16 protein-coding genes are annotated in these 18,044 nt (G+C 72.8%); 10 read left to right on the top strand and 6 right to left on the bottom strand.

Going from position 1 to position 18,044, the window contains the following annotated elements:
- Positions 1 to 24: 24 nt before the first annotated feature.
- The 3 genes from ABH929_RS03235 to ABH929_RS03245 are packed head-to-tail and all read right to left on the bottom strand — an operon-like array spanning position 25 to position 3,210.
- Positions 25 to 729, bottom strand: a complete 705-nt coding sequence (locus ABH929_RS03235) for an urea amidolyase associated protein UAAP2 (protein WP_134195549.1) — start codon at positions 727 to 729, stop codon at positions 25 to 27.
- Complete coding sequence (locus ABH929_RS03240) at positions 729 to 1,568, bottom strand: urea amidolyase associated protein UAAP1 (protein ID WP_263054846.1); 840 nt, start codon at positions 1,566 to 1,568, stop codon at positions 729 to 731. Before ABH929_RS03240 ends, ABH929_RS03235 begins: the two co-directional genes overlap by 1 nt.
- A 13-nt stretch (positions 1,569 to 1,581) precedes the next feature.
- Positions 1,582 to 3,210, bottom strand: coding sequence for an APC family permease (locus ABH929_RS03245; RefSeq protein ID WP_404560080.1), 1,629 nt, complete (start codon positions 3,208 to 3,210; stop codon positions 1,582 to 1,584).
- 224 nt (positions 3,211 to 3,434) lie between these two features.
- Between ABH929_RS03245 and ABH929_RS03250 the strand changes: the two genes are divergently transcribed.
- Together ABH929_RS03250 and ABH929_RS03255 are read left to right on the top strand one after the other, a co-directional pair.
- On the top strand, positions 3,435 to 4,454 hold the full coding sequence (locus ABH929_RS03250) for a hypothetical protein (protein WP_404560081.1): 1,020 nt from the start codon (positions 3,435 to 3,437) through the stop codon (positions 4,452 to 4,454).
- Between the two features lie 46 nt (positions 4,455 to 4,500).
- The gene (locus ABH929_RS03255) at positions 4,501 to 5,955 is read left to right on the top strand and encodes an aldehyde dehydrogenase family protein (protein ID WP_404560082.1); all 1,455 of its coding nucleotides are present in this window, start codon (positions 4,501 to 4,503) and stop codon (positions 5,953 to 5,955) included.
- Here ABH929_RS03255 and ABH929_RS03260 read toward each other — a convergent pair.
- The gene (locus ABH929_RS03260; RefSeq protein WP_159572869.1) at positions 5,942 to 7,144 is read right to left on the bottom strand and encodes an MFS transporter; all 1,203 of its coding nucleotides are present in this window, start codon (positions 7,142 to 7,144) and stop codon (positions 5,942 to 5,944) included. The two genes, ABH929_RS03255 and ABH929_RS03260, sit on opposite strands and share 14 nt — an antisense overlap.
- On the bottom strand, positions 7,141 to 7,647 hold the full coding sequence (locus ABH929_RS03265; RefSeq protein ID WP_131844897.1) for a RidA family protein: 507 nt from the start codon (positions 7,645 to 7,647) through the stop codon (positions 7,141 to 7,143). Before ABH929_RS03265 ends, ABH929_RS03260 begins: the two co-directional genes overlap by 4 nt.
- A 100-nt stretch (positions 7,648 to 7,747) precedes the next feature.
- Between ABH929_RS03265 and ABH929_RS03270 the strand changes: the two genes are divergently transcribed.
- The 5 genes from ABH929_RS03270 to ABH929_RS03290 are packed head-to-tail and all read left to right on the top strand — an operon-like array spanning position 7,748 to position 15,095.
- Positions 7,748 to 8,989, top strand: a complete 1,242-nt coding sequence (locus tag ABH929_RS03270; protein WP_131844896.1) for an aminotransferase class V-fold PLP-dependent enzyme — start codon at positions 7,748 to 7,750, stop codon at positions 8,987 to 8,989.
- Positions 8,986 to 10,080, top strand: coding sequence for an FAD-dependent oxidoreductase (locus tag ABH929_RS03275; RefSeq protein ID WP_404560083.1), 1,095 nt, complete (start codon positions 8,986 to 8,988; stop codon positions 10,078 to 10,080). The genes ABH929_RS03270 and ABH929_RS03275 overlap by 4 nt, the downstream gene beginning before the upstream one ends.
- The gene (locus ABH929_RS03280) at positions 10,077 to 11,633 is read left to right on the top strand and encodes a gamma-glutamyltransferase (protein WP_404560084.1); all 1,557 of its coding nucleotides are present in this window, start codon (positions 10,077 to 10,079) and stop codon (positions 11,631 to 11,633) included. The genes ABH929_RS03275 and ABH929_RS03280 overlap by 4 nt, the downstream gene beginning before the upstream one ends.
- Before the next feature lie 28 nt (positions 11,634 to 11,661).
- Complete coding sequence (locus ABH929_RS03285) at positions 11,662 to 13,662, top strand: primary-amine oxidase (RefSeq protein ID WP_404560085.1); 2,001 nt, start codon at positions 11,662 to 11,664, stop codon at positions 13,660 to 13,662.
- A complete protein-coding gene (locus tag ABH929_RS03290) occupies positions 13,662 to 15,095 on the top strand; it encodes an amidase (RefSeq protein WP_263054852.1) in 1,434 nt (477 codons plus the stop codon). Before ABH929_RS03285 ends, ABH929_RS03290 begins: the two co-directional genes overlap by 1 nt.
- 102 nt (positions 15,096 to 15,197) lie before the next feature.
- Here ABH929_RS03290 and ABH929_RS03295 read toward each other — a convergent pair whose 3' ends face one another.
- Positions 15,198 to 15,893, bottom strand: a complete 696-nt coding sequence (locus ABH929_RS03295; protein WP_263054853.1) for a GntR family transcriptional regulator — start codon at positions 15,891 to 15,893, stop codon at positions 15,198 to 15,200.
- A gap of 110 nt (positions 15,894 to 16,003) precedes the next feature.
- On the opposite strand from ABH929_RS03295, the gene ABH929_RS03300 reads away from it, so the two are divergent.
- The 3 genes from ABH929_RS03300 (at position 16,004) to ABH929_RS03310 (ending at position 17,958) form a co-directional block, all read left to right on the top strand.
- Positions 16,004 to 16,504 (top strand): hypothetical protein, encoded by a 501-nt coding sequence (locus tag ABH929_RS03300; protein WP_404560086.1) that lies wholly within the window; start codon positions 16,004 to 16,006, stop codon positions 16,502 to 16,504.
- Between the two features lie 141 nt (positions 16,505 to 16,645).
- Complete coding sequence (locus tag ABH929_RS03305; protein WP_111086473.1) at positions 16,646 to 17,407, top strand: amidohydrolase family protein; 762 nt, start codon at positions 16,646 to 16,648, stop codon at positions 17,405 to 17,407.
- On the top strand, positions 17,404 to 17,958 hold the full coding sequence (locus ABH929_RS03310) for a hypothetical protein (RefSeq protein WP_404560087.1): 555 nt from the start codon (positions 17,404 to 17,406) through the stop codon (positions 17,956 to 17,958). Before ABH929_RS03305 ends, ABH929_RS03310 begins: the two co-directional genes overlap by 4 nt.
- Positions 17,959 to 18,044 lie beyond the last annotated feature (86 nt).

The raw sequence follows: 18,044 nt of genomic DNA on the forward strand, positions 1-18,044 counted from the left end.
TGTCCTCCGTGTCGGGTGCGGCGATCACGGCTGGACCACGATCATGCGCAGTGGGGTGCAGGAGAAGTCGTTGCACGGGTTGTTCATCTGGGGGCAGTTCGACACGATGACGAGCACGTCGCGTTCGGCCCGGACGGCGACGCGCTTGCCCGGTGCGCTCATGCCGTCGACGATCCCGAGGGCGCCGTCGGCCTCGACCGGGACGTTCATGAACCAGTTGAGGTTCGAGACGATGTCGCGGGCGCCGAGGCCGTGCCGGCCGGCCTCGGCCAGGAAGTTCTCGCGGCAGCCGTGCTGGTACTGGGTGTGGTGGCCGTACCGCAGGGTGTTGGACTCCTTCGAGCACGCGCCGCCGATGGTGTCCTGCCGGTCGATCTCGTTGGCGACGACCGTCATGAGCGGGTGCCCCTCGTTCGACATCAGCACGGTGCCGGTGCGGACGTAGGCGTTCCCCTGGGCCGCGAGGGTGTCCGGGACGCTGTAGCGCTCGTCGGGGTCGTGCGCGTCGTAGACCAGGCAGTCGGCGCTCTGGTTGCCTCCGACGTCGACGATCGTGAGCACCTGGCCGGCGCGGACGACGGCGGACCAGGGCGCGAGCGGCTCGACCCGGTCGTCGCGGACGACTTCGCCGGGCACGAGGGACTCGCTCCAGTCCAGGGCGACGTCGGGGGCGTGGACGGCGCCGACCGGGACGGTGGAGGTGCGGGTGTGCGTCGTCGTGTCGGGCATCAGAGGCCTCGTGCTTCCGCGTAGTCGATCGCGTTCAGGTAGGCGCGGGTGAGTTCCGGCGTCGCCGTGAACCGCTCGTCCGCGTCGGTCGTCGGTGCCCCACGCCAGGCGTGCACCCGGAGCGGGCCGACGGCGTACTCCGGCCGGGGGTCGATGGGGTGCGCGACGTTCGCGACGAGCACGAGCAGCGGCAGCTCGGCGACGAGGGTGACGTGGTGCCCGGCTCCGGCCGACCCCGTGAAGGTCATCGCCCCCTCGTCGTCGATCCGGACGCCCTGGAAGAACGAGACGCTCGGCGGCAGGTCACGCCTCGTCAGCCCGTGCTTGGCGGCGGCCTTCGCGAAGAGCGACCGGCCGCTCGGGCTGGGCCCCTCGGGTGCCGCACCGCCGTACTTCCGCTCGTTCCAGGCGTCGGTCGACGTGCCGCAGAAGGCGTCGTGGTGCCCTGAGGTGTCCTCGACCACCGTCGCCAGGGCACGGCCGTCCCCGCTGAGCAGCGGCGTGCCGACACCGAGGTAGGCCTGCCACGGGATCTTCTGCGTGTCGGCGACGTTCAACCGCTCCCACGGTTCGAGCGCGTTGAACACCAGGAGGTTGGCGCAGGCCTGCCCCGTCGGGTCGTCGAAGCGGAGACGAGAGCCCCTGGCCAGGACCTTGTGCGTGTACCCGCCGGGGGCCACCGTCTCTGCCCAGACGAGCTGTGCGCGGTCCACGCCCTCGGGGGCGAACGGGGACGTCGACGCCGGCAGGTACGGCATGTACTCGGACTGCGTCCCGGCCTGGGCGCGCGCATCGGAACGCGAGGCGAGCACGCTGTCGGTCTGGTGGAGGTCGCGCATGGGGTTCCTTCGGTCAGGCTTCGACGGTCGCGGTCGCGGAGGCGGGTGCCTGGACGGCGGGGACCGAGGCGGTGGACGGGACCTCGGCGAGGGTGATCGGTCCGTGCGCACGGTGCCGCCGGGCCGACCACACCCAACCCACGAGCAGGACGGTGCCGATGAACAGCAGGGCGCTGTACTGCAGCCACCACGAGTTTCCGGTCAGGTCGTAGATCTCCGGGCGCGGCCAGATGAGGTTGACCGCCATGCCGATCTGGAAGGCGACGGCGAGGGCGTTGAGCGGGATGCCCCACCGGCCGAGTGTGAACAGCGGCTTGCCGTCCTCGTCCACGCCGGCGGGGAAGCCGGACCGTCGGAGCCGGATGCGTTGGACCAGCAGGGGGCCGGTGACGCCGAGGTAGGCCAGGTAGAGCATCGCGATGCACAGGCTGGACAGGGCGGTGAAGATCGCGGACTGACCGATGTTCACGGCGAGTGCGAGGCCGGCACCGACACCGACGACGATCGACGCGGCGATCGGTGTCCCGGTCCGGGGTGAGACCCGAGCGAGCGTGCGGTGGAAGGGCAGGGCCTTCTCGCGGGCCATCGAGTAGACCATGCGCGCACCGGCGGTCTGCACGGCGAGGGTGCAGGCGAACACGGCGACCGCGACGGTGCAGAGCAGCAGGCGGCCGAAGACGTCGCCGAGCGTCGAGGTGATCACCCAGGCGAGTCCCTGCGTCGCCAGCTTGCCGTCGGTCAGGCTCGGGGCGGCGACCAGGGCGCCGATGATGAGCAGCCCGCCGCCGAGGCCGGAGACGGTGAGCGCGCGGACGATCGTCTTCGGGGTGGTCCGGCGCGGGTTGTGCGTCTCCTCGGCGAGCTCACCGGCGGAGTCGAAGCCGACCATCACGTAGGCAGCCATCAGGGACGATGCCAGGAACGCCCAGACGTACGGTTCGGTGCTCGTCGAGCCGGCGGTCGTGAACACCACCGCAGGGCTGCGGTGCGGCAGCAGGAAGAGCGCGCCGATGAGCACGACGACGCCGATGATCTCGATCAGCACGCCGAAGCTCGTGACCCGCGCCATCAGCCGGACGCTCGTGATGTTCACCAGGGTCGTCACGACGAGCATCACGATGCCGAGCACCACCGCGTTCGCAGCACCGGTCGACGAGGCGAGGGAGGGGTCGGCTCCGGGGCCGCCGACGACCTGGAACCCGTTCCAGATCGCAGGGAGCACGGCCTGCACCGCGATGGCTGCGACGGCCACGGTGAGGATCTGCCCGATGATCATCGTCCACCCGGTGAACCACCCGAAGCGCGCGCCCGCCAGACGACTGGACCACTGGAAGATCGCGCCCGAGATCGGCCACCGGGCGGCGAGCTGCGCGAAGTTCAGCGCGACGAGCAGCTGGCCGCCGAAGACGAGTGGCCAGGCCCAGAAGAACGCGGCACCGCCGAGTCCGAATCCGAGGCCGAACAGCTGGAAGACGGTGGTCAGGATCGAGACGAACGAGAACCCGGCCGCGAACGACGAGAACGAGCCGACCCCGCGGTGGAGTTCCTGCTCGTAGCCGAGTCGGGCGGAGCCCTGGGTGTCGACGGGGTCGACGCTGGACGTGGCGCGCGGTGCGTGGAGCGGTGACTCTGGAGAGCGCATGGCTGCAGACCTTTCGCGGAGTACCTGTCGGGCGACAGGTAGTGCGACCAGTGTCGTGCGGACCCGTGTCGCCGTCGTTGCCCGGCTGTTTCGGGCACGTGACGGAAGGGGCTCGCGTGTAAACGTTCGGAGTCGAGCGAGGAGCTCGGCGACACGTGTGGACAAGAGGGATCCAAACTGATGTAGATTGGATCCGTCAAGTCCGCCACCGCGAAAGGCACGTCGTGATCCAGACCGTCCTCGGCCCCGTCGAGTCGTCCGGGATCGGTGCGGTGTCGATGCACGAGCACCTGCTGACCGACGCGAGCGCCCTGCAGCGGCCCGGTGTCGAAGCGCTGGAACCGAGCCTCGCGGTCACCGCGGACCTGGCTGCCGCCCTGCGGTGGAGCCAGCTCGCACTCGCGGACAACCTGCGCCTCGACGACGTCGACCTGCTCGCCGACGAACTCCGCACCGCGCGGAACAGCGGCCTCGGGCTCGCCGTCGACCTGAGCTCCCTCGGCTTCGGCCCCGACCACGCCCGGCTGCCCGAGCTGTCACGGGCGAGCGGCGTCGGGATCGTCGCCGGATACGGGGCCTACCTGCCACGACTGCTGCCCGAGTGGTACCTCGACCTGGACACCGACGGGCGACAGGGGCTCTTCGAACGGGCGCTGACGGACTCGGTACCCGGCACCACGTACCGCGCCGGGCTGCTCGGCCTGATGGGGACGACGACGGCGTTCGCGACCGCCGACGGACTCGAGGAACGCCGCAGTCTCACGGCGGCTGCACGAGCGGCGGCGACCACCGGCGCGGCCGTCGTCGTCCGGCTGGCCGCCGACGCCCGGAACGGCCTCGAGGTGCTCGCGCACGTCGTGGCCGAGGGGGTCGACCCGAGCCGGGTCGTGTTCTCGACCGTCGACGAGTTCCTCGACCTGCCCTACCTGCGCGACCTCGGCCAGGCAGGAGCCGTGCTCGAACTCTGCTTCGGCAACGAGGGCTCGCACGTCGGTCGCATCCGCAACGCCAGCGATCCGCAACGGCTCGACGCCTTCCTGGCCCTGCGCGAGAGCGCCCCCGACACCCGCTGGGTCTTCGGCCACGCCACCTGGACGAAGGGCCAGCTCCGTCGGTACGGCGGACACGGCCTCGACCACCTGACCGCCCGGGTCGTCCCCGGCCTCCGCGCACTCGGCGTGCCCGACGAGGTCCTCGCCCGGATCACGGTCGACGAGCCCGCTCGACTGCTCGACCGCCCCTGACCGAGCACCCCGACCCACCGCGCCCACGTCCCACGGAGGAACCGTCATGAGAGACACGCTCGCACCCCTGTCCCCGCTCGAGCCGTTCCTCGTCGACGGCACCTGGACCGCACCCGACGGCGCCGAACTCCTCGACGTGCTCGACCCCGCCACCGAGCTGCTGCTCACCCGGGTGCCGCAGGCCGGTCCCGCCGACGTCGACGCCGCCGTGGCCGCCGCGCGCCGGGCACACGAGGACCGCCGGTGGAGCGGGATGAGCCCGCACGACCGCAGCCGCATCCTGAACCGGGTCGCGGACCTGATCGAGGAGCGGCTCGAAGAACTCGCCGTGCTCGAGACCCGCGACAACGGCAAGCCGATCGAGCGCTCCCGCGCCGACACCGCGACCTCGGCCCGGGTGTTCCGCTACTACGCCGGCGCTCCCTCGCGCCTGACCGGCACGGTCGTCCCCGTCGACGGCGGAGCGCACCACGTGTACACGACCCTCGAACCGGTCGGCGTCGCGGCGCTCATCCTGCCCTGGAACTTCCCGATCATGACCGGCGCGTTCAAGCTCGCACCGGCGCTCGCCGCGGGCTGCACGGTGGTCGTCAAGCCGGCCGAGCAGACCCCGCTCACGATGCTCCGGGTCGCCGCGATCTGCGAGGAAGCCGGTGTGCCCGCCGGGGTCGTCAACGTCCTGACCGGCGACGGCCGGGTCGGTGCCGCGCTCACTGCGCACCCCGGTGTCGACAAGGTCTCGTTCACCGGCAGCACCGAGGTCGGCCGCAAGGTGATGACCGCCGCGAGTGCGGACTTCAAGCGCCTGACCCTCGAGCTCGGCGGCAAGAGCCCGAACATCGTGTTCGAGGACGCCGACCTCGACGCCGTCGTGCTCACCGCGATGCGTGCGTCGTTCGGGCACTCCGGCCAGATGTGCACCGCGGGCAGCCGCCTGCTCGTGCAGCGGTCGGTCCTCGACGAGGTCACCGAGCGCCTGGTCGCCGCCGTCCGGAAGGTCCCCGTCGGCGACGGGCTCGACGGCGGGATCACCGTCGGACCGCTCGTGTCCGAGGAGCAGCGGCAGCAGGTGCTCGGGTACATCGAGCAGGGCAAGGCCGAGGGGGCGACGGTCGCGGTCGGCGGCGGCGTGCCCGAGCGCCCGGGCTACTACGTCGAGCCGACGCTCTTCACCGGCGTCTCGAACACGATGACCATCGCGCGCGAGGAGATCTTCGGGCCCGTCGTCGGCGTCATCCCCTTCGACGACGAGGACGAGGCGATCGCCATCGCGAACGACCAGACGTACGGCCTCGCCGCCGGGGTCTGGACCCGTGACCTGTCCCGCGCCCACCGGATGGGCCAGCGGCTGCACGCCGGCACCGTGTGGGTGAACACCTACAACCTGTTCGACCCGGCACTGTCCTTCGGCGGGGTCGGCGAGTCCGGCCTCGGCCGCGACCTCGGCGAAGAGGCCCTGCGCGCGTTCTGCGAGTCGAAGAGCGTCGTCATCGCGCTCTGAGGTCGCGACCGGTGCCGCCGCCGTCGTGCCTGCCGAGTGCGGGCACCGCGGCGAGCTGCAGGGCGGCGAGGACGACGAGCGCCCACCCGGAACCGACCGCCGACACCAGGACCCCGCCCACGAGTGAGCCGACGGCGTAGCCCGCGCTGGTGACGGCCGAGAAGACGCCGACGCCGGTGGCCCGGGTGCGGTCGTCGAGCGTCCGGGTGCTCAGGATCGTGAGCGTCGGGAACAGCGGCGAGTACCCGGCACCGACCAGGACGGCACCGGCGGCCGCGGTCGGGAAGTCGTGTGCGACCGCGAGGACGACCAGCCCTGCGGCGAGGACGACCAGGGCTCCTCGTGCGGTGCGGACGGGCCCGATCCGGTCCGGCAGTCCGCCGAGGAGCAGTCGCACCCCGACGACGCTCGCTGCGAAGACCGTGAAGACGTTCGCGGCCCCGGTCAGTCCCTGCGCGCCGACGCCCTGCCCGACCAGGTGCTGGATGAGGAACGCGATCATGAAGCCCTCGGCCGCCCAGGCCACGAGTCCCGCCGCACCCGGTCGTACGACGGCCCGCAGCACCGCCGCGAGACCCGCACCGGCCGGTCGTGCCGGGCTGCGGTGCACCGGAGCCGACCCGCCCCGCGTGAGCAGTGCCACTCCGAGCCCGGCGAGCTGGATGCCGATCGCGACGACCCACACGGTGCGGTGTCCGGCCGACTGGTACAGGTTCTCGCCGACCACGGGCCCCAGGGCGAGACCGATCCAGACGGCGAGCCCGAACAGGCCGAGTGCGCGGCTCCGCTGGGTCACCGGGACCTCGGCGACGACCCAGGCAGTCAGGGCGGTGGCGGTCGCCGCGTTGCCGGCGCCGAAGACGAGCCGGCTGACCGCGAGGCTCGGGACGCTCAGCGCGACGAGCACGATGCCGAGTCCGGCCGCCGCCAGCAACCCGGCACCGAGGAGGACACGTCGTGGACCGAGCCGGTCGCTCAGGATGCCGGCGAGTGGCATCGCGCCGATCGCCACGAACCCCGCGAGCGACACGAGCAGCCCACCGACGGCGGGGTCGGCGCCGAGCTGGTCCGTCGCCACCCGTGGCACCACCGGGGTGCTCGCACCGTTGACGACGTAGCCGGCGGTCGACGCCACGACGAGGAGCCAGAACGCGGTCCCCCGCGTGCCGGTCTCGGCGAGTGGTCTCACTCCCCGGCTCGGCGGGGGCGGCACTCCAAGCTGAGCCAGAGCTCGAAGCAGGCGCTCCGCGACAGGGCGGTCGCACCGATCGACGCGCGGCCCATCCGGCCGACGTCCGGTCCGAAGACGTCAAACAGCAGGTCGCTGGCCGCGTTCGACACCTGGTTGAGCTGCTCGAACCCGGGCGGGCAGAGGACGAAGCACAGCCCGCGGGACAGCGCAGTGACCTCGTCGAGCGAGCCGAGGGCGTAGCGGATCATGCCGAGGGCGTTGACCGCGGTGTAGCGGGCCGCTTCACGAGCCTGCTCGAGGGTGATGTCGACCCCGACCGACCCCGGGTGCAGCATCGTGCCGTCCCGTGACTCCGGGGTCATGCCGCTCAGCTCCAGCAGGTCCCCGGTGCGGTGGAACGCGCGGAGCGAGCTGCCGTACCGGCCACCGTAGGGCGGGTTCGCGTAGTCCGGGATGACGAGTCCGAGTTCCTGCGCGCGGGCTTCAGCGGAGTGCTCCATGGCTCAACAGTATCCGGCGGTGGCGGTAATGGATACAACCTGTTTATGATGGGATCCATTCAGCGTCCGGGGGTGGCGCGCACGAGGGAGGACCCGCGACATGACGATCGGTCTCGAGGACGGCACGATGGCCGCCCAGGCAGTGACGGCGATCGACGTGGCCGCCGAGCGGTCCCGCACCGCCGGCACCGCAGGGCGCCACTACTTCAACGCGGCCGGCGCGGGCCTGGTCAGCGACGGCGTCCTGGAGGCAGTGGTCACCCACCTGCGCCGGGAACAGCGGGTGGGTGGGTACGAAGCCGCCAACCAGGTCGCCGACGAGGTCGCCGGCGTCTACACCGCGGCCGCCACCCTGCTCGGGTCGGCGCCGGACGAGATCGCCCTGTTCGACAGCGCCACGAGCGGCCTGCGCGGTGTCTTCGACGCGCTGCGGCTCGGCGCAGGGGACACGGTCGTCGCACCCCGATCCAGCTACGTCAGCCAGGCGCTCCGGTTGTTGGCCATGCAGCGGCACGACGACGTGCGGCTCGAGGTCGTGCCGAGCGACGCCACCGGTGCCATGGACCTCGAGGCCCTGGACCGCGCCGTCGCCGGAGCGAGCGGCCGTGTCGTCGTGAGCGCGGTGCACGTGCCGACCTCGTCCGGCCTCGTCGAACCGATCGCGGAGATCAGCGCCGTCGCCCGTCGCCACGGCGCCCTGACCGTCGTCGACGCCACGCAGTCCGTCGGCCAGATCGACATCGACGTGCGCGCCGTCGACTGCGACGCCCTCGTCACCACCGGCCGGAAGTTCCTGCGCGGGCCGCGCGGCACCGGGATCGCCTACCTGCGCCGCGGGATGCTCGAGGGCGTCGGTGCATGGGCGCCGGATGTCCGCGGAGCCGTCTGGACCGGCGAGGATGAGTGGACGATGGACGGCACCGCGCGACAGCTCGAGACGTGGGAGTGCTCCGTCGCCGCACGGCTCGGCCTCGGAGTGGCGCTGCGCGAAGCGCTCGACCGCGGGCCGGCGGCGACCGAGGCGCACCTGGTCGGCCTCGGCGCCCACCTGCGCACCGCGCTCGACGCCGTGGACGGCGTCACCGTGGCGGACCCGTCCGCGTCAGCGTCCGCGATCGTCACCTTCACGGTCGACGGTGTCGCCGGCAAGGAGGTCTCGGCCCGGCTCCGGCAGCGCCGCATCGACTCCATCTCCGTCCCCGCGAGCCACGCGCAGTGGGACCTGGGCGCCCGTGGCCTGCCGAGCGTCGTCCGCGTCTCGCCGCACGTGTACAACGACGACGAGGACGTCCGGGTCCTGCTCGAGGGCGTCGCGGACGTCGTCGCCGAGGTCCGCGCGTGACGGCCGTGCACGACGTCGTCGTCCTCGGACTCGGCATCCACGGATCCGCCGCCACGTACGAGCTCGCGCGTCGCGGCCTCGACGTCGTCGCGGTGGAGCGCTTCGCACCGGGGCACGAGCGCGGCTCGTCGCACGGCGCCACCCGGATGATCCGCCGCGCCTACCCACACCCGGTGTGGAACGACCTCGTCGACCGTGCGTACCGCGGGTGGGACCGCTGGGGAACCGCAGCCGGCGCGCCCTTCCTGCACCGGACCGGTGGACTGTACGCGCACCGGGGCGAGCCGACGATGCAGGGTGGGGCGAGCCTCCCGGTCGACCGCGCAGCCTGGCCGACGCTCGCGCCCTCGCTGCGTCCGCCCGAGACGTACGGCGCGGTCCACGACCCCGACGCCGGTGTGCTCGAGGCCGCACGGGCGCTCGCGTTCGCGCAGTCCGCCGCCGCGGCGGCCGGCGCCGACCTGCGGTACGGCGAGACCGTGCTCGACTGGCAGGTCGACGACGGCGTCGTCACCGTCCGGACCGACGCCGGCAGTGTCCGCGCGCGACGGCTCGTGCTCGCCGGCGGCGCTTGGGCGTCGCACCTGGTACCCGAGGCCGCCGCGTTCTTCGAGGTCTGGCGCATCGTCACGCTCACCGCGCCGACGGGGCAGACCGTGGCGCAGCCACCCGCGCTCGGGTGCTTCTCGGTCGACCTGCCGGAGGGGCTCGTCTTCGGGCTCCCGGAGACCGCCGGATCCGGCGCGAAGATCGGCATCGACGCCGGACCCGTGTGGGACCCGGACGTGCCCGTCGCACCGCCGACCGAGGCCGAGGTCGCGCACCTGGCCGAGCTCCTCGAAGGGTTCGTCCCCGGTATCGTCACCGCCGGTGCCCAGGCCGTCGCGTGCCTGTACACGATGACCCCGGACAAGCGGTTCGTCGTCGGCGCCCTGCCCGAGCAGCCCGAGGTGCTCCTCGCCGCAGCCTGCTCCGGCCACGGCTTCAAGTTCGGGCCGGCGATCGGTGCGGCCGTCGCCGACCTGGTGCAGGGCATCGACCGCCCCGACCTCGCGTTCCTCAGCCCCGCACGGATGGTGACCACCGCATGACCGCCCCAGCAGCACCCTCCACCCGACGCGTCGCCGTCGCCGCACCGCACCCCGCTGCCCTCGACGCCGCCGCCGAGGCGGTCGCGGCCGGCGGGGACGCCATCGACGCCGCGCTCGCGGCGGCCACCGCACTGACCGTCGTCTACCCGCACCAGTGCAGCATCGGCGGGGACCTCGTCGCCCTCGTCCGTCGGCCAGGACAGCCCGTCGTCGCCGTGGTCTCCGCCGGCGCCGCACCGGCTCGCATCGACGTCGCGGCGCTCGCGCAGCAGGACCGGATGCCGCGGCAGGGCGCCCAGACCGTGACGGTCCCCGGCGTCGTCGCGGGATGGCAGGCGATCGACGCACTCGGCGGCCGGCTCGGGCTCGCCGACCCGTTGACCCGCGCAGCACGACTCGCGGCCGACGGGGTCCCCGTCTCCGCCGGACTCGGCCGTGCGATCGCGGTCCGGACCGACGAGCTCCACGCCGACCCCGGGATGCGCGAGGTCTTCACCGACGACGCCGGGGTGCTCCTGGCCGAGGGCGACCCGCTCGTGCAGCCGGCACTCGCCGCGACCCTGACCGAACTCGCTGCCGACCCGGGCGCGATGTACCGGGGACGGATCGCCGCCTCGATCACCGCTCGGCTGCGGGCGCTCGGGGGCACCCACACTGAAGCCGACTTCGCCGCGCACGACGCCGAGCTGGTCGAGCCCCGCGGCACGACGATCGGCGGCGCTCGGTGGTGGGTCGCGCCGCCACCCACGCAGGGTGTCGTGCTGCTCGGGATCCTGCCGGAAGCACTCGCCGGCAGCAGTGAGCACGGCACCGCGACCTCCGCGACCGCCGACCTCGTCGACGCCGTGCACCGTGCCGCACTCGTCCGTCAGGCGGAACTCGGCGACCCCCGCGGCGGCTCCATCGACGTCGCGGCCATGCTCGACCCACGCGACTCCGGTCGGGTCGGAGCACTGCCCCGCGCCGGCCGTGCCCTCGGCGACACGGTCGCGGTGACCGCTGCGGACAGCGACGGCACCGTCGTCACGCTCATCCAGAGCGTCTACCAGCTCTTCGGCTCCGGCATCCTCGACCCGGGGACGGGCGTGGTCCTGCACAACCGCGGCTCCGCCTTCAGCACCGACCCCGCACACCCCGCCCACGTCGGACCGGGCCTGCGACCGCCGCACACCCTGCTGCCGGTGATCGCCGAGACGGACGACCTGGTGCTCGGCCTCGGCTGCCAGGGCGGGAGCGCCCAGCCGTGGATCCTCGCCCAGCTCGCCCGTGACCTGGTCGCCGCGGGCAGCGACCCCGCCGAGGTCCTCGGTCGACCGCGGTTCGTGATCGGTGCGCGCGACCTCGGGCACGAGGTGATGACGCTCGTCGCCGAACCCGGCTCCGAGGACGCGATCGCCGCAGCCGACGCCCTCGGCCTGCCGGTCGCCCGCACCGACGGCCCCGTCGACGAGGCCGGGCACGTCCAGACCGTCCGGCTGCACGCCGACGGACACCTCGGCGCCGCGAGCGACCCCCGCGCGGACGGCCGCGCCGTCGTCCTCGACGCCCACTGACCGCACGATCCACCCGAGAAGGAAGCCCATGAGCAGCACCCACGTCCTCGATCCGCTGACCTCCGTCGAGATCGCCTCCTTCGTCACCGCCGTCCGTGCCTCCGGGCGCATCGGGGACCGGCCGCGCTTCTGGGGGATCGCGCTCGACGAGGAGAAGGCCAGGGGCACGACCGCCGGTGGCGCCCGTCCGGTGCGGATCGTCGTGATGGACCCGGACGCCCACGCCGCGTGGGAGGTGCGCGGGTGGACCGCCGGCCCGGACTCGCCCGCGATCGTCGAGCTGTGGACCGACGTGGACCACCGTCGCCCCGGCGTCTCGAGTGACGAAGCACGGCTCATCGCGCAGGCCGCACGGAAGTCGCCGCTCATCATCGAGGCGCTCGCGAAGCGCGGGATCACCGACACGTCGCTCGTCTGGGTCGACCCGGAGTCGATCACCGGCTTCGTGCCCGAGGACCTCGCCGACCGCCGCCTGAGCTGGGGCACGGTCTGGTACCGCGAGTTCCCCGAGGACAACGGTTACGCACGACCCGTCGCCGGGCTCGTCCCGATCCTCGACCTCGACACCCTCGAGGTCATCCGGATCGAGGACCACGGCGTCATCCCGATGGCGAGCGAGACCGGCGTCTACACCTCCGGCACCTGGGGCCCCGACCGCGAGGTCTCCGCGCTCGACATCGTCCAGCCGAACGGTCCCGGCTTCACGATCGACGGGCACGAGGTCCGCTGGCAGAACTGGACCTTCCGCGTCGGCTTCTCACATCGCGAGGGGCTCGTGCTGCACGACCTGTCCTACCGCGACGGCGACGTCGAGCGCCCGGTGCTGCACCGTGCGGCCGTCAACGAGATGTACGTGCCGTACCTGGACAGCGACCCGACCGCGTACCGGAAGAACTTCTTCGACTGGGGCGAGTACGGCGCCGGCCCGCTGACCGCGAGCCTCGAGCTCGGTTGCGACTGCCTGGGGGAGATCCGCTACTTCGACGTCGACTTCCTGGACGGCCACGGCGAAGCGCAGACGATCGTCAACGGCATCTGCCTGCACGAGGAGGACGACTCGATCCTCTGGAAGCACGTCAACACCCGCACCGGCAGCGCCGAGGTCCGTCGCAGCCGCCGACTCGTGATCTCGAGCTTCGCGACCGTGGCGAACTACGACTACGGCTTCTACTGGTCGCTGTACCAGGACGGCTCCGTCGAGCTCGAGGTGAAGCTCACCGGCCTGATGTCGGTGTCCGGCATCGCCGACGGCGAGACCCCGCGGTACGGCCGGATGGTCGCACCGAACGTGCAGGCCCCGACGCACCAGCACTACTTCGCCGTCCGGCTCGACACCGCCGTCGACGGGCCGTTGAACCGGCTGGTCGAGGTGCACGCCGAGCCCGAGCCCGACGAGGCCCTGAACCCCTACGGCAACGCCTGCATCGCGGTCGAGACGCCGATCGGTTCCGAGGCCGACGGCGCCCGGATGACCGACCCGGCCCGCGCGCTGCACTGGCGCATCGAGAGCGAGTCCGCGCAGAACCGCTACGGCGAGAGCACGGCCTACCGCCTGGCGGTCCAGAACACCGCGCAGCTGCACGTCCGCCCCGGCAGCATCGTCGAGCGGAAGGCGCCGTTCGTCGCGAAGCACCTCTGGGCGAGCGCCTTCGACCCCGAGGAGCGCTTCATCGCCGGCGAGTACCCGAACCAGGGCGAGCTCGGTGACGACGGGGTGCACGTCTGGCAGCAGGCGGACCGGTCCCTCGAGAACGAGCGCCTCGTGCTGTGGCCCGTCCTCGGCGTGCACCACTTCCCGCGGCCGGAGCAGTGGCCGATCATGCCCGTCGACACGATCGGCTTCCGGCTCGAACCGGACGGCTTCTTCGACCGGAACCCCTCGCTCGACGTCCCGCCGTCGGCGACCGACCACTGCGCGCCGGGTTCCGGCCACGACCACGACCACGCGGCGCACGACCACCACGCCGACGCCGCGCACGACGGGCACGTGCACGCCGAGCAGCAGCACGACCACGAGGGCGGCCGCTGATGCCCGCGCCCGAGCACACCGCGGAGCACCTCGCCGACTGGTCCGCCGTCCGCCTGGCCGACGCCGTCGCGAACCGCGAGGTGTCGGCGGTGGAGGTGATGCGCGCCCACCTGGACCGGATCGAGGAACGCAACCCGCGCCTCCAGGCCGTCGTCTCCCAGCAGCCCGACTCGGTCTCGTTGGCCGCGGCAGAAGCGGCGGACCGCCGCACCGCCGCGGCACGCGCCGCGGGCGAACCGCTCCCGCTCCTGCACGGCCTGCCCACCGCGGTGAAGGACCTGATGGACGTCGCCGGACTGCCGACCACGAACGGGTCGGCGGCGTTCGCCGACGCGCGCCCCGCCGAGCAGGACAGCGTCCTCGCGACGCTGCTCCGCGACGCAGGCGCGATCATCATCGGCAAGACGAACACGCCGGAGATGGGCCAGGGCGTGCTGACCTTCAACCCGGTGTTCGGCACGACCGTGAACCCCTGGGACACCTCGCGGCACGCGGGTGGGTCCAGCGGTGGTGCCGCATCGGCGCTCGCCGGGCGGATGCTGCCGATCGCAGACGGCTCCGACAGCGGCGGGAGCCTGCGCTACCCGGCCGCGTTCTGCAACGTCGTCGGCGTCCGGCCGAGCCCGGGCCGGGTGCCGAGCGGCCGGACCGGCAACGCCTGGACGCCGCACGGCGTCACCGGCCCGATGGCACGCGACTCCGCCGATGCGGCACGCTTCATGGAAGCCCTGGCCGTCGAGAAGACCGTCTGGCCGATGTCCGCCATGACGCAGCACCCGGTCCGTCCGGTGGAGCTCGACGGCCTGCGCGTCGCGTGGAGCGAGGACGCCGGCGGCCTGCCGATCGACCCGGCCGTGCGTGCCGTGCACCGGGCGTTCGCCGAGCAGCTCGCCGGGCTCGGAGCGGTCGTCGAGGCGGACGAGCCCGACTTCGCGGGTGCCGACGAAGCGTGGGAGACCATCGAGACGTTCGAGTTCTTCCTGGGTGGGCGGCACGCCGTCGACGCCGGTGCCACCGGGTTCCGCCCGGACTACGTCCGCAACGTCGAGCAGGGGCGCGCCACCACGGCGGCGCAGCTCGCCGATGCGTACGAGCGTCGGACCCGGATGTACCGCGACACGGCTGCGGTGCTCGACCGGCACGACGTGCTCGTGCTGCCGGCGACGCCGGTGGTCGCGCCGCCGGCCGAGGTCGAGTGGGTCGACGAGGTCGACGGCCACCGCTTCGACCGCTACTTCACGTGGCAGATGCTCGCGAACCGGCTGACGTTGACGGCGCACCCGGTCGTGGTGACCGCGGCCGGGTTCACGCCCGAGGGGCTGCCGGTCGGCGTGCAGGTCGTCGGGCGGTACGGCCGCGAGGCCCAGCTGCTCGCGGTGACGCGCGCGATCGAGGAGGCCACCGGCTGGATCCGGCGGGCGCCGGTCCTGTAGACGGCCGGCGCGGCCCGGTCGGGAGGCGCGGGTCGGCCCCGCCCCGTCGGTGCGGCGCTGAGCGGCCCGGTCTCTCGTGCCGCTTTCGCTGGTCGCGCCGGGTCAGCCGGTGAAGACGGTGGACGAGCGGCGCTCGTACCAGTGCGCCAGGTGCTCGCCGGCGCGCAGGACGTGGTCGCGCATGAGCTCGGCGGCGCGCTCGCGGTCGCCGGCGACGAGCGCCTCGATGAGCTCCTCGTGCTCGCGGAAGTTCTCCTCGCGGTGCCGGGAGTTCTCGCGGAGCACCAGGGCCGAGACGTTCCGGGGGAAGGCGTCGTTGATCTCGACGAGCATCCGGGTCAGCCGGGTGTTGCCGGAGGCCTGGTAGATGAGCCCGTGGAACTGGTCGTTGTCGCTGCCCTCGCGCTGCTTCGGCTGCTCGCCCTCGGCCGCCGCCAGGGAGCGCTCGTACATCGCCTGGTTCACCGAGCGGAGCTGCGCGATGGTGGCGTCGTCGAGCCGGTCCACGGCGCGACGGGCTGCGAGCGACTCGAGCTCGGCGCGGACCTCGTAGGCCTCGCGGACCTCCCACGGCACCGGCACCCGGACCACCGCGCCACGGTTCGGCACGACCTCGATGAGGCCGCCGGTCTGCAGCTGCCGGAGCGCTTCGCGGACCGGGGTGCGGCTGATGCCGAACTGCGCGGCGAGGTCGGCCTGGCGGAGCGGCGCGCCGATGGGGATCTCGCCGGACATGATCTTCGCGCGGATCCGGGCGGCGAGGTCGTCGACGAGTGCATTGCCGTCGCTGGTGGTCACGTCGTGGTCTCCCTCGGTACGTCGTCACAGCGAGCCCCCGCTGCGGATCCAATCCTGCCAGGTGTTGGATCCCGTTGCCGTATCCGACTCGCTCGTGATTGGATCCAATCATGTCCGTGCTGCTCGTCGTCATGCTCGTCGCAGCTGTCGGTGCGCTCGGGCTCGGCATCGCTGGCGGGCGACGGGTCGGGTCGGTCGCACTCGTCGCCGAGGCGGTGATGCTCGTCGCGATGCTCGACGTCCACGTGCCGGCGCTCCACATGGTGCCGGCGCCGTTCTGGGCGCTCCTGCTCGGTGGATGCGCGATGGGCACGGCTGCGGTGGACCGGTGGCGTCGCCGGAGTCGCCCCGGTGGTGACCACCTGCACGCGCTCGGGATGCTCCTCGGCGCGGTGTTCGTGCTGCTCGCGGGTGGTCACGCCGGTGCCGGTGCCGGCGCGGTGCACTCCCACGGTGCGGTGCTGCTGCCGGTCGGGGTGGCGGTCGCGGTGCACGCCGGTGTGGTGCTGTGGAACGTCGTCGGCGGCCGGGTGCCGCGGGTCGAGTCCGTGCGCCGGGCGGCGTCACTGGTGAGCGTACTGGCCATGGGCGCGATGGTCGTCGTGCACTGAGCCGGCGCGGCGGGGGTGCGTCGCGCCTCCAGGCTGGGTGTCTCGCACCCCAGTGCTACCAAATTGGATCCAATTCTGGCAGTATCGGATCACATGTGCGGGAGTTCCGCCCCACGAGCCGCCGACGAGGAGACGCCCACGATGATCATCGACGCCTACAACACCACGCAGGACCGCCGCGGCCGCAGTGACTACCTGAGCGGGGTGCGCCCGGGCGAGGAGCCGCCGGCGTACACGCCGTTCGACGCGAACCGGATCCTCGACCGCATGGACGCCGCGGGGGTCGACCGCGCCATGGTCTGCTCGCTCGCGCAGGGGATCGAGAACGACTTCCTGATGGACCTGGTCGCCGCGCACCCGGACCGGCTGTTCGGCTTCGGCCAGGTCATGCCGCAGTGGGAGAACGCGACCGACGAGATCCGTCGCTTCGCCGAGGGCGGGCTGGTCGGCCTGAAGCTGCACCCCAGCCTGCACGGCTACCACGTCGCGGACCACGGCCTGCTCGACCCGCTGTTCGAGGTATGCGCCGAGCTCGGCCTGCCCGTGCTGATCAACGCACTCGACGACGCGTTCTGTGCACCGTTCTCCATCGAGGAGATCGCGAAGAACTTCCCGACGGTGCCGACGATCATCGCCCACATGGGTGCGGTGTGGAACGTGCCCGAGGCGATCATCGTCGCCGAGCGGAACCCGCACGTCTACCTCGAGACCTCGGCCACCCTGATGTCCGACGTCAAGCGGGCGTACGCGCGCCTCGGCGCGGAGAAGATCCTGCTCGGGTCGGAGTGGCCGGGCAGCGACTTCGACCTCGAGCGCATGAAGATCGCGAAGGCGATCCCGGACGAGGCCGACCGGGCCCTGGTCGAGGGTGGCAACATGGCGCGGATCCTGGGCTGGTCGTGAGCAGCGGCTCGCCCGCGTCTGACCGACCGGTGCTCGCCGGCCCGCCGTCCGGGATGGGCGCCGCGGACCAGGAGCTGCTCCGGATCGCGACCGACGTGCTCGACCGGCGGTACCGCACGGGGGTGCACGAGGTCGCCGCAGCACTCCGGCTCGCCGACGGCAGTGTGGTCACCGGGCTGCACGTCGAGGCATCGGCCGGTCGCGCGTCGGTCTGCGCCGAGTCCGCTGCGCTGAGTGCGGCCGTCGTCGCCGGGTCGCCGGTGGTGTCGGTCGTGGGTGTGCTCCGCAGGCCGGGCGGGACGATGCACCTGATCGAGCCGTGCGGGGTCTGCGCGGAGCTGCTCGGTGACCACGCGCCCGACGCCCGGGTGTGGGTCGCGGTCGGGAACGGGTTCGGGCCGGTCGGGGTCGCCGAGCTGCTTCCCTTCCGGCGGCGGCGGAGCGCGCGGGCGGCGGCTGGAGCGGTGACGGCGCCCGCGGGGACACCGCCCGGTTCGGGGACACCGCCCGGTTCGGCGACACCGCCCGGTTCGGCGACACCTGAGGTTTAACACCGCGGAAACACCCCGGACCCCTGCGGTGCCGGATCCCGTCAGAGGATGACGGCGACGGCGCGCACCGGTCCCCACCCGCTGCA

This window comes from Curtobacterium sp. AB7, assembly GCF_044909335.1.
In the GTDB taxonomy this organism is placed as follows: domain Bacteria; phylum Actinomycetota; class Actinomycetes; order Actinomycetales; family Microbacteriaceae; genus Curtobacterium.